The organism is Haliscomenobacter sp., assembly GCF_041740695.1.
GTDB lineage: Bacteria > Bacteroidota > Bacteroidia > Chitinophagales > Saprospiraceae > Haliscomenobacter.
Genome location: NZ_JBGSLK010000036.1, coordinates 72,977 through 86,348 on the forward strand (window position 1 = coordinate 72,977; position 13,372 = coordinate 86,348).

Consider the following 13,372-nt stretch of genomic DNA (forward strand, 5'->3'; position numbering starts at 1 on the left):
TGAAACATCACTTAACTACAGCCCCGGCCAAAAAGCATCTTTTAGATACTCCAACTTGGTTTTGCCATCGTCACGCAGGATGATGCTGATGACGTCGAACCGAATTTCGCCGGGGTGTTCTATCTTTTCGCAATACACCGAGGCAGCACCGGCCAACATACGTTTCTGCTGCGGGGTAATGAAAAATTCGGGTGGACCGAAGCGATCGGAGCTGCGGGTTTTGACCTCTACAAATACAATAATGTTGCCTTCCTGGGCAATGATGTCTACTTCGGCACGGCCAGTGCGCCAGTTTTTGGACCGAATGGTCAGGCCTTGCGCTTCGAGGTGTTGTTCAGCAAGGGTCTCGCCTTTTTGTCCCAAAATGATATTGTCCGTCATTGCACCCTGTTTAATTCACTACTTCGTTGTTTTTTTTCGCAATATAAACTTTTTTTATTAAAAAACAAAAGAGGCAGACTTTTGGAAGCCTGCCTCAGAATACCGTTCAAAAACATAGGTCTTAAGACTATCAATAAGCCGTATAAATCATTCGTTTGCTTGCCGTAAAGGAATCGGTCGAGAGCTGGTAGTAGTACACACCCAAGCCGGGTAGTGTTTGTTTCGGTACTTTCAGTTCGTTGTAACCCCTTTCAAACTTCGCGGAATGTTTGAAAACCAAACGGCCCGCTGCATCGAAGATGCGGATGTGTGCATCCTGCGCTTTTGGCAAGGAAAAAGCAAGGTTTGTTTCGCCGATGAATGGATTCGGGTAGTTTTGGTACAGATGAATCCCTTCTCCTTTCTGGTCGGCAGATTCGTTCACTTTGAGCAATACCTGCATCAGTTCACCCGCCTGGTTGTAGGCTTCGGAAGGAGTGGGTGCCTCTTTGATGGACAGTGCAGTCGCCAAATCAGCTGCCCGTAAGGCTTTGAAGCGTACGGAGAACAATTGGCGGCGACCATCGGGTACATTTTCACCTTTGCTGTCCCAGCTGGTGTTGAGCAAACCTGCTTTCAGGTCGGCGGTGCCCAGGTTGCCTTCACTCCATTGGGGTAGTTCCCCATTTTTGGCATCCAGCAATTGCAGCAAGTGGTGGTCAAAATCCAGGGTAAACTGGAAGCCTTGTACATTGGACACAGCTTCAGCGCTGAATTCTACGGTAACTTCTTCTCCCGCTTCAAAAGCCTGATTGCTGGTTTCAACGATGAGTTCGCCATTTGTAGTCCGGCCATCGGTATTGGCCAGGCTGTTGGGTTTGGCGCTCATGTTCACGTCGCCCACTTTTATCCCCACAAAGTCGGCCCGGCCTTCCTTGGACAAAAAGTTATTGAGGCTTTTTGCTTCAGGGTAAAGTGCCTTGAGTGGATCCTGACCCTCGGGAAATTTGAAATTGGCATCAATAAAGCGCCAGGAAGTGTTCCCGTTGGGGAAACTGGTTTCCATGTTCAGGATCAACTTACGCAGGCGAATCAAGTCTACAGTAGAAATATGCCCAGATTTGTCAACATCCGCAGCGATATGCTGATAAGGCGTTTTGAGCAAGCTCAAGCCCAGGATATGTTTTTGGATGATCACCAGGTCTATTGTCGTCACCCCGTTGATGGGGTCTTCATTTTTTTGTGGTACAATGGTGTAATCTCCACCCAGGGGTACTTCTGGCAACTGGTAATTCCCATCCACACCGGTTGAAGTTTTGCCCAATTGCTTGCTACCAGAGATGGCAACCGATTCAATTTGGACACCTACCTCTGTTTTGATTATCCCTGAAATTTTACCCACTTTAGAGCCATCGGGCGCGCACAACTTTCCATTGTCCTGGATGTCAATAAATGTGGTACAAAAAGCACCATTGTTCAGTGTATCGTACACCCAAAGCTGGATGGGTTGGCGGCCAACGTCGGCACAAGTAAAGGTCACCTGTTCGGCGGGGTTGGTCAGTAGGGTCCCCGAACCCCGACGGATGGCAATACGGGCGGGTTTGCCCCCGCAATCGTCATAACTTCCGGCATCAAACAACTTTGCATCGATGATCGCTGCGGTTTGGCCATCCTTGATGTCCAGCGTAGTGGACAAACCATTGAGACACTGTGGTACGGGTGGTTTTTTGTCTACCACGGTAATGGTCATCGAGCCTAGTGTAGCGTTGCCACACTGATCTACGGCCCGGAAATTGATCTTGTGCTTACCTACGGGATAAGTACCAGAGGCCAATGCACCTTTGAGGTCAGCGTACTTGCCATCATTGGTGATGGTCACATTGCCACCACAATCGGTACCAGTAGCTGCCAGCGTAGTTACTTTAATCGTTTTGCACTGTTCGGTCAAAAAGAAAGTCGTGTCCTTGGGTACCACCAGGGTTGGTGCGGTGCGGTCTTCTACTTTAATCACTTGAGTAAAGGAAAAGATCGACTTTTGTGGATCGGCAGGATCGTGGCCGCACCAGTCGATGACTGACCATTTCCGGAAGATTTGGAAACAAGTTTCATTTTGGGAATCAAACCTGCGGTCTTCATAACTAATGCCTACGGTTCCACAAATTGGGTAGGTGACTACTGGTTCGCGGTTTTCAAGGGGCAAATCTTTAGGATCAGTTTTCCCTCCACATCCTACGATGGTATAGTCCTTAGGCCATTTGATCATTTCCGCACTCAACTTGTTGTTGTTGACAATGGTAATGGTTTGGCTACAAGTAGAAGTGCGTCCTTTCCAATCTTTGGCGGTGAAGGTCCGGTTGATTTTACCCCGATTGCATTCGCCCCGCTCGTAGTTGCTGGTAGAGTCTAGGGTGAAAGAACAGTTTTCGAGTACAATGGGGCTACCAAATTTGTGCAATTGGGTAATATCCGTCGTACATTCAACCGTTTTGTTGGCGGGGCAAGTGATGCGTGGGCCCAATTCATCGCGGATGGTTACGGTAAAGTCACAATCGTTGAATTTGCCATAGAGGTCGCCACCCTGGCGTTCACGCGCTGGATCAACCGGGCCATTGCCTGGATCAACTTCATACACTCGGAGGGTAACTTTTACACTTTGGCTGTCTACGTCATTGCAACAGAAGACTGCATAGTCATCGAAGAATTCCTGGTAATCAGGAGTAGAAGGGCTGTCGTCCCCATTGATTTTGTTGCAAGAACCAGCTACCCAACGACGGGCTTTGTAGTACAAGCGCGTTTTGCAATTGTCGTTGCTGCCTTCATCAAAACTTTTGGCCTGAATGAAAGCGACTCCACCTTCGGGTAGTGAAATGATGTTGTTCTTGCGGCAAACTACAGTAGGGACTTCTTCATCCACAACGGTAAGAGTGGTGGTACATACTGAAGAGTTTCCGCACAAATCAATCGCAGTATACGTAAGGGTATGAGTACCTAGTGGCACATTAAAGTGAGGGTTAAAGCCAGAACTTCCGTAAGAAGCCCGAACTGAAATAGCTGGATTTGGGTCACAGTTGTCACTTGCAGTTGGTTTAGGCAACTGAACTACAGCAGTACATTGACCTGGATCGGTGCCTTTGCGGATCGGTGCCGGACAAGTCACCGTAGGGGCTACCTCATCTCTTACCTGGATGACTTGGGTTCCTTCCCGAACAGCCCCAGTACAACGATCCAATATTGTCCACTTGCGAGAAATCAGTCGACCCAATCCTTCACAAATTTTAGTGGTATCATCGCGGAACGTAATCACAAAATCGCAAAATCCATTGCTCTTGAGTTTACGGCCTTGAAAGCTTGGAACCCCAGTTATGGACGTATCCGCGCTGGGTCGATCACAAGGCAAGTTCACCAGACCGGGGATGCTTACGTCCGCCACTCCGATTTTTTTCAAGAGGATGTTCTGAATACAGGTATCGGCATTTCCAGAAGAATCACGGGCAATCCAACTCCGACGGATGTAAACAGCAGTATCACTGCCACAACGCCCCCGTAGGAATAAATCCTCATAACGTAGGCGTACGGTGCGGTTGATGTTGTCAATCACTCTCGGACGTCCAAGTACATTGGCACTGGTATCTGCTGCGCAAAACAAGGTAGTATCGCGACAAAAGATTTCGGGTGCCTGCGTATCAAACACTTGTATGTATCCAGAGCAATTGAAGCTCGTGGCATTTTCACGTACCAGTATAGTCAAAACTTTTCCAATCCTTCCACGTACACTGATTGTCAATGGATCTGGACCATTGGCAATAAACTCTCCATTTTCATCTACTACGGTAATCGTTTTCGCTCCTGCACAGGTAGAGGTTGCATCAACAATCAGGTCACTACCGATGCTTACTTCACCAGAGGCCCCCACACTAATGCGAACAGGGGCGGTAGGAGAAATACTTTTACACACCAATTGACACTGGGCTGATACCGTTTGGCTCCAGAACATCAGGACCGGAATCAAGATCGGAATCCATCTCGTCCATCCTTCTAAAATTGGAATGTACGGCGTTCTCTCATTCATGGCACTATGTTTTTGACGGTTTCGAATTAAGAATTTTTATTATTCAATTCCAATACCGTGCCAAAGTGCCTTTTTAGGGGCAATAAAAAAATAAGTGTTTCATTTTGCCAAAGGATTAGATGAGTAAACGGTTCATTTTAAGTTTCTTATCTAATCCTTTGGCTCAGGAAAAATGAACACTTATTTTTGCCCCACTACTAAGTATTTTTTTATTTTTTTTCAAAAAAAAAGCCCCCTTCACAACTGAAGGAGGCCATCCCAAAAACCGATTTAAGTATATTCTTGATGCATTTTCAGGGTACCATACAGGTACACTATGAGCAGTATGATTCAATTGGAAAATTAAAATACAAGTGTGTGGGAAAGGAACGTAGCCTTTTAAGGTTACTCAAACAGTTAGAGGAGGGAACAAACTGCTGAGTAGATATTAACGAGCAACAAATATCAAAATTTTATTAGATAATCCCAATACCCTCTTGTTGGTATTTTGAAAAAAAATGATTCCCGGATGAATTAAACCTTGATTAATAAGGCGTTTCATCCGGGAATTTTTTTATTTATCTTCTGCCGTAACGGCTACCAGGCTTGTTTTGAGGTCCTTTGAATCCAAAGGCCAAAGTTACTTCATGAGAGCCAGTAGAGTATTGTTGCAGATCTTGCATCGATAAATCAAAGGTGTAGAAAAAGCGGAAACTCTCCGAAATTTCTGAACCAATCAAGGCACCGATGGTTTTGAGTGAGCGATAGGACAAACCCGCAATCAATTTGTTGTCCAGAATACCAGCTTTGAGGTTGATGTCGACATTGAAAGGGGTGTCTTTAATTTGGCGCACCATTATTGAAGGTTCCAGACTAAGTTGGTTGTTTGACAATTCAAACTTGTGTCCTACCAGGAATACATAGTGCTGAAATAAGCTACCCGATCCCTCACCTGTGCCAATATTGTTCAGTCGCTCTGCAATCAAGTTGGTAAAGCTCAAACTGGCGTAGGTATTTTCATAAAAGCGGGCGAATAATCCCAATGAAGCATCGAATTGTTGACGGCCATTCACCGCTTCTTCGATGATGTTATCCCCTTGCTGATAAATTGGTTCGGGTTCTCCCAATACATTATTGCCTACTGATACCTGGCTGAACTCGGTTGAAAAACCGATGGCCAGTTTGACGTTTTCATTGACTTTGAAGCGGAAACCTGAATTCAAGCGGGCGCGTACGCGGGAAAGGCGAGCAGCACTTTCACCCATGACCGCAAGGCCAAAACCAAAAGTATTGCCCATTGGACCGTGGTATTGCACACCCACGTTTTTAGGTGCATCGGGGAATCCAATCCATTGGCCGCGTGCGTTGAACTGAATTTGGTGGGTTTCTTCAAAACCAGCAGCAGCCGGGTTGATCAAAATTGGCGCCAGGTTGTAGTGGGTAAAAATGGCTTCATCCTGAGCCCAAAGTAAAGCTGTTGGCAACAGCAACAATATTAGATGTAACAATTTTTTCATGGTCAAAATCGGTTGATGGTTCATGGAATATTGTTGAGATGTCGGGGCAGTTATTGGGTTCTGCCCCGACACAAAAAGCTTGCTTATTCTCCTCTTAGCAGCGTAATTGACCCTCTTGCCTGTATATCTTTGCCATCGGCGTTCTTATAGTCCAGAATGTAGTAGTAGGCACCTTCTGGGAGTGGTTCACCACTTTGGGTAGTACCGTTCCAGTCGTTGTTGTAGTTTTCAACCTGGTAGACGAGTTGGCCCCAACGGTTGTAGATGAAAATTTTGTTGCCAGGGAACTCCTGAATGCAGTTGATCAGGAAAGTTTCGTTCGAACCATCTCCATCCGGAGAAATAATCGAACGAATGTCCATACAGGGCAAACGGCGGTCTTTTACTTCGATTGCGCTTACATCAGGAGTTGATTTACAACCTCTTGAATCGGTAATCTGTACAAAGTACTCTCCAGGGCAAAGGCTTTTTACAATCGAATCCCCACTGGTTACAGGTGCATTCCAGCGGTAAGTGTAGGGCTTGACCCCACCTGTTGCCAAAGCCAACACTTGACCATTACAACCTTCCGTTGCATTGATGCTCTGTATCTGTACAGTAATTGCGGCAGGTTCTTTTATCTCAAAAGACTTGGTAACTTTACAATTATTGCGGTCAGTGATCGTAACAACATATGCGCCCTTGGCCAATCCTGTGATTCGAGGAGTGCTGCGGCCATTGCTCCAGGCATAGGTTTTGCTTCCAGTCAAGCCACCGTCCACTTCTGCGGCAAGTTCACCGTCTCGGCTACCAATGCAGGAAACGTCGGTCACAAAGGCACTCACATCCAAAGTATCTGGGGCTTTAAACTCTACCTCTTCTTCTACACTACAGCCCAAGCCATCGGTAATCCGTACGTTGTAGATGCCTACTCCTGCATTATTGAGCAGTCGATCAGAGGCAACCAGGTTTCCGCCTAAGGACCATTCATACACATAAGTTGGTGCACCTCCACCGTTGGCACCCGTGGCACGGGCTGAACCATCTTTGGCAGTGGCACAACTTACTGCAAAACCATTGAAGCTTGACAGAATTTGAATGTTAGCCGTCAATTTCGAAGCAGTCGTAACCGTGTATTGTTTTTCAAGGCGCAAGCCCGAGTTTTCTCTAATCACAAATCGATATGCTCCCGCAGGAACATCTCCCAAATCTTCCGTTTTGGAAAGGGTGTCCCCTCTGGCACTCAACCAGGCATAACGATAAGGTGCCGAGCCTCCAAGAACGGTGATGTTTACGCCACCATTGTCATCATCAGGGCAGCTCGTATTGACAATCGCTGCACTTAGGGTGAAGGTTGTCAAAGCGATGGGTTCAAACGTTCTCCGGCAACCGTTGGCATCAATAACAGATGGCACAAAATTGCCCTCGCAGAGGTTGATGATTTGGAAACCCACGTTTGGCGAATTCCAGGAAACCTGGTAGCCTGGAGTACCTCCGGTAATCGACAGGGCAATGCTCCCTGTACAGCCAGGATCTTCGGAATCGTGACGGACAGCAAAGGAAGAAATTGCCAAAGGATCGGGTTGGCCTACTGTAAGCGAACCATCAAATACAGTGTTTCTTGAATCGGTTACTTTGTAAGTATAAGTACCTGCAGCCAGGTTTTTGCGTTCAAAAGCGCCCAGCAAAAGATTTTCAGGTTGCCCATTATTGAAGGCTAAAGCGTAAGGCCCTACCCCACCCAATATTTGTAAACGAACTGCGCCTGTTGCTTCTCCATTACATTTGTTGCCCGTAATGTCGCTGGTGACGGAGAGTGGTATGGTTACCAGTTCAACTTTAAAACAGCCCGTTGCAGTACAACCCACCAAATCGGTTATGGTCACACAGTATTCGCCGATAACCAATGCCGACAAACTACTGGCGGTGCTGTTGTTGCTCCATTTGTAGGTATAACCTGGTTTTCCTCCTGTTACCGTAAGTGAAATTGCACCATTTGTACCACCAGGAAAATTAACGTCTGTAATCGTCCGGGCGATTTTGATTTCAGCCAGCGCCGGAACCAATGCACTTCCAGTTACGGTATTGTTCTGACTGTCAGTTACGGTTACCGTATAATTGCCAGCTGCGATAGCGCTGATGTTTTGAGTTGTCACATTGTTGTTGCTCCATTTGTAAGTGTAAGGAGCAACACCACCCGTGGCTAGTAAATTTACTCCTCCGTTCGCTTGCCCAAAACAAGCTTCAGTAATCGTTAGGTTGACTTTCAAACGTTGTACAATCGAAGCACACATGGTTGCAGTACAGTTGGTATTGTCGGTTACGGTCACACAATATTGGCCGGCAGTACCCAGATTGCTGATGTCTTCAGTGGTTGCAGTAAAGTTACCAGGACCTGCCCAGCTAAACTTATAAGGAGCTACACCACCAGTAATGGCGATATTCACCGCACCATTGGTAGTACTTTGATCAAAATTAACCGGATCGATAGAAGTGATGCGTACACTCTGCTCCGTAGGAACAGTTACTGAACCAGTGAAGGTACAGTTCTTAGCGTCTGTAACTGTAAACGCATAACTGCCTCCTGCAACATTGCTCAATTGGTTCGTAGTGGCATTATTTGCCCATTTATACGTGTAAGGGGCAGTGCCACCTGTAGCAGTTATGGTTGCGGAACCAGTTGGTGTTCCATCACATTTAGCAGGTTGAGTGCCAGTGCTTGCATTGAGTGCAGCAGCAGGTTGGCCTACCGCAGTAGGGCTAGATACAGCCCGGCAGCCATTGGCATCGGTTACTGTCAAGGTATAATTACCCACAGGTACATTGGTCGGATTGGCTACAGCGGCCACGTTTCCACCCCAGGCATAAGTAAGGGGAGTGGTACCACCAGTAACCACAGCGGTAAGTGAACCGCTAGCCTGTCCAAAACAGTTGGCATCAGTTTTCGTGATTCCAGTTATTGCTAATGCAGCGGTAGGTTGTGTCACATTGAAAGTACCAACTGCGGTTGCATTGCTGGCATCGGTCACCGTCACGCTATAGGAACCAGCCGCGAGGTTGCTCAAATCTTGAGTCGTCGCATTGTTGCTCCATTTGTAGGTGTACGGAGCAACCCCATTCCTTACTTCGATGTTGATGGCCCCTTTACTTTCCCCAAAACAGGGCACGTTTGTAATCACTGCTGGAGAAACAATTGAAGGTGCATTGGGATTTCCGATGGATACGGTACCATTGAAGGTTTGAGTTGGAATGGCTTTTTCATTGACATCCGTTAACTCAACCGTTTTGGTTTTATCAATGCCTACCGTTGAAGATCCGGAAGTTCCTTTGATGGTGAAACACATCCGCATGATCACTGCATTGTCGGGTAAGGTCACCCCGGCGATCTGGTCATCGACCCAAGAAAGGTTGATAAAACCAGTCGTATTATTGGCATTGATGCTGCCTGTAGAAAATCCACGTAGGCCAGCATTCAGGTTGTCAAAAGATTTATGGGTCAGGAATGCTGGATCAAATTTAATCGCATACTGCATTCCAATCACATTTTTGAAATTGGTAGTAGTCAACTCCAGGCATACATCACTATTCGTAGTACCGCTAGCACTACCCACTGTTAGCGTTAAATCCGAAGTAGTAACCGTACCAATGGTCACCGTACCCGCGCCGGTTTGTACAACAGCAGGCAAGTTGTTTGACCGGGTAACAGTTAGGCCAGTTGTGCTAAAATTTACTTGTGAAGCACCTGTTTTTAGTGGAGTAAAACAAACATCAAAAATATTGGATGTGCTGGCCAAGGTAACCCCTCCAACCGTTGCAGTGCTCCAATTGACCTTCAAGGATCCAGCGGTTACCCCACCTGTTCCCGGAGGAGTAAAGGATGCTTGAGTAAGTCCAGCAAGGCTGAGGTTGGTAACACTTTTGAATTGTAGTGCGGTAGCATCATAAGTCATGGTACCTGCGAGTGCTGAAATATTGGTAAAGTCTACAACACTCACTTTGACACATACATCCTGTGCCAACACTCCAGATTGGCTACTCACATTGAGCTTTACATCGGGTAGATTAGAGACACTGCCAATGGTAATGGTGCCTGGCTGGCCAGTGAATGGCAATTGGGTGTTGTCCTTATCGATGGCTTCAGGAGCAGGGGTCGTAGCAAAAGTTACGTTTGAAGCAACATTTGTCAGTTTACCTTTAAAGCAGACATCAAATATAGCAACCCCGTTAGCCAGGGTAATCCCCGTTACGTTTGGGTCACTCCAGGATACCTTGATGCTACCAGCAGGGTTCGTACCTACTCCTGGCAAGCCAAAAGATGCTTCGGTCAGGCCATTGAGGTTAAAATTCTTAATGGCGGAAAACTCTAGTTGGGTTGTATTGTAGTTGATGGTAAACTCCAAACCAATCATGTTGGTGAAGCCACCTGCTGTATTCACTTTAATACAAACCTCTTGATTGGTTGCAGGAACTGTTGCATCGGTGAGGTCAAGAGTAAAGCCTGTTGAGCCGCCGCCCCCTGAACCAACTGTGATGGTGCCGGATTGGCCACTAAACGTAACTGGTTGTTGATCTTTATTGATAACTTCAGACGTACCGCCAAAAGTAACCGTTGAAGTGATGTTGTTTATTTTAGGCTTAAAGCACACTTCAAAAATAGCTGTACCATTGGGTACACTTACCCCTGTACTAACATTGGGGTCATTCCAGGACAATTTAATTGAGCCCAATGGAGTACCACCAACGCCAGGCTTGCTAAAATTCGCATCAGCTAAACCCGCCAAATTGAAGTTTTTGACAGACACAAAATCCAGTTGAGTTGAATTGTACGTGATGGTATATTCGACACTCAGCAGGTTAGTAAAGTTGGTAACATTGACCTTTTGGCATACATCCTGTCCCACCGTACCAGTTGCATCCGTCAGGTCAAAAGTAGCAGGGCCAGTTGTACCAGTGCCTCCTGAAACAGTGATCGTACCCGTGGTACCATTCAACGTTACGGCTTGATTGTCCTTGTTTTGAACTTGTGAGCCACCAGCGAAGGAAACCGTTGAAGTAATGCCCGCTAATTTTGTGGTAAAACAAACCTCAAAAACTGCGGTACCGTTGGTCAAAGTATTTCCCGCAGCGGGGGTTGTACTGGTCCAGTTCATGGCCAGCGTACCCGGTGTTGCCGAGTTAAAATTAGCCGCAGTCAGGCCGGTCAAATTAAAGTTCTTGACGGAAGCGAAACTGAGCTGGGTTGTATTGTAGTTAATAGATAATTGAGCACTCTTCAAATTGGTGAACCCAGAAACGGCATTGACTTTTAAACAAACCTCCTGATTAACAGCAGGAGCGGTTGCATCGGTAATGTCTAAGGCCAGAATGCCACCTGATCCTCCACCACCACTACCTCCGGCACCAATGGTGATCACGGGCTGAGCTACGGTGTTATCTACAGCAACATTTTGCTCGGCTTTGTTGATGACTTCTTTGTAGACAAAACGAAGATTAGTGGTTGCGTCCAGGTTTACCGCAGTAAAACAAATGTCGAAAATAGCTGTACCATCGGCCAGGGTTACCCCAGTAATGTTGTTGTCAAGCCAGGATACCTTTAATGTTCCAGTCGGGTTATTGCCCGAACCAGGCAAGCCCATTGTGCCTGCGGATAAACCCGCGAGGTTGAAGTTTTTAACTTCTTTAAAAGTGAGCTTGGTAGAGTCAAATTTGAGTGAGAACTCAAGTCCAATGATGTCCACAAAACCTGCGACTTTAATTTGAGCGCAAAACTCGCCTCCTTTTTGAACTGTCGCATTGGCAATAGACAAGGAAAATCCCATGAGTGATCCATCTGCGGGGACGATCTCAATGGGTAAACTTTTATCACCCGTAACAGCGGGCGAATTGTTGGAAAATGCTTGAAATGGAGTGAATATGGCCAGGAATACAAAAGCTATTGACCCTATCTTCACCCCACGGAGCAGGTGTGTAATAATCGGTTTCATCTTTGTCGGAATTTGGGATAAAGTGAGTTAATGATTATTGCATAAAAATCACTGGTTGCAAAGTAAATGAAGTTCCCTGGTACATGCGGACAAAGTAATTGCCCGGGGATGGAAAGACTGATTTTGGCAATAATAACTCTTGTTTACCGGCTAAATAAGAGCGTTTTTCGGTGTGGACTATTTTTCCTAGTACGTCTACCACTTCAATGTTCATCTTACCTGCATCACGCAAGGTAAATTCTAAAGTAAGATTGGTGTTGAATGGGTTAGGATAAGCCCTGTTGACGCGAAGTTTATTTGGGTCACTAGCAAAGACAGTGGCACTGGTCTGCAATTTTACAACAACAACGCCATCTGTATATTCTGTATTTACGGTAGAAAAAGTAGTATCGATAATTTCTTTTTCCAAGGTGGGGGATTCGGCAATACTTACAAAAGAGATTGGGCTTTTGGATCCAGGCTTCCCGATAACTTTAAAATAAATTGAGAACAGCGTAGTGTTGTCTTTTAAGGTAAGGCCAGAAATTCCCTCCTGCCACAAAAAACGAAGCACGCCATTTTCAGTGTTTAAGTAACCAAAATGGTCGTTTTTGCTTAAAGGAATACCAAAATTGCCAATGGAGTCAAAACTGATCACTGCCGAATCCCATGCCACAGCAAAAGATGCGCCAATAATCTTTTTGAATCCCGCTACTTTGACGTGGGCGACATAGGTTTTTGCGCCACTTGGGAGGGTATCTTTATTAGCAGAAATTCGGGTAAGCGTTTGAGCATTACCCTGGGCTAAGCATAGGAATGTCACTGCCCAGCATAGGAGTACTTTAATAGTTTGTTTCATATCATGGGATTATATAAGTTCCTAAACGAGAAACTTTAAACCATTGCGAAGGTAATGAAAATTTGAAAAAAAAAGAGAAATTATAAGAATTATAACAGAAAAGGGCAGTGCAAAAGCACTGCCCTCTCCGTTTGATCAGCCCAAGAATGAATTCATAGTCTTTCCATGAATAAATTCAGGGGTTATGGATCGATTATTCAACAATAATCATCTTCTTGGTAGCAGTGAATTCGTCAGCTTCCAGGGTGTAGTACAACACACCAGTAGCATTCAAATCGCCAGCTTTCAAAGTGATTTGGTTGAAACCTTTAGCATAGTCAGCACGAACGCTCTTCAACACACGGCCAGTCACATCGCTGATGGTCAGGGTAGCAGCAGCAGCTTTTGGCAGACTGAAGCTGATCACTGTTTCAGCATTGAATGGGTTTGGCGTGTTTTGCTTCAGTTCGAAACCTTGAGCAGCTACTGCAGCACCGTTGAACTTCAGGGCAACATTCAGTTGCTCATTGTTCTGGCTGTATGCCTCAGCAGATACTACCCGGTTCAGGCTCAAGCTATTGCTCAATTGAGCATCAGCTTTTGCACGCAGTACCAAAGTGAACAATGCACCTTGCTTCGCTTCACCATTCCAAGAAGTAGTGATGAT

General features: G+C 46.0%; 6 protein-coding genes. All 6 read right to left on the reverse strand.

What is annotated here, in order from left to right; translation table 11 throughout:
* Positions 1-15 precede the first annotated feature (15 nt).
* Positions 16-381 carry a YraN family protein gene (locus tag ACEW9O_RS07690; protein WP_373549560.1) on the reverse strand — a complete coding sequence of 122 codons (366 nt, stop codon included), beginning with the start codon at positions 379-381 and terminating at the stop codon, positions 16-18.
* A 130-nt stretch (positions 382-511) separates the two neighbouring features.
* Positions 512-4,429: an HYR domain-containing protein gene (locus tag ACEW9O_RS07695; RefSeq protein WP_373549561.1), complete on the reverse strand. Its 3,918-nt coding sequence runs from the start codon at positions 4,427-4,429 to the stop codon at positions 512-514.
* A 557-nt stretch (positions 4,430-4,986) separates the two neighbouring features.
* Positions 4,987-5,925, reverse strand: coding sequence for a PorP/SprF family type IX secretion system membrane protein (locus tag ACEW9O_RS07700; protein ID WP_373549562.1), 939 nt, complete (start codon positions 5,923-5,925; stop codon positions 4,987-4,989).
* Positions 5,926-6,008: 83 nt separating this feature from the next.
* Positions 6,009-11,888 (reverse strand): cohesin domain-containing protein, encoded by a 5,880-nt coding sequence (locus tag ACEW9O_RS07705; protein WP_373549563.1) that lies wholly within the window; start codon positions 11,886-11,888, stop codon positions 6,009-6,011.
* Between the two features lie 34 nt (positions 11,889-11,922).
* Positions 11,923-12,726 carry a T9SS type A sorting domain-containing protein gene (locus ACEW9O_RS07710; protein WP_373549564.1) on the reverse strand — a complete coding sequence of 268 codons (804 nt, stop codon included), beginning with the start codon at positions 12,724-12,726 and terminating at the stop codon, positions 11,923-11,925.
* 193 nt (positions 12,727-12,919) lie between these two features.
* Positions 12,920-13,372 (reverse strand): T9SS type A sorting domain-containing protein (locus ACEW9O_RS07715; RefSeq protein WP_373549565.1); only part of this gene is annotated, 453 nt, incomplete at its 5' end.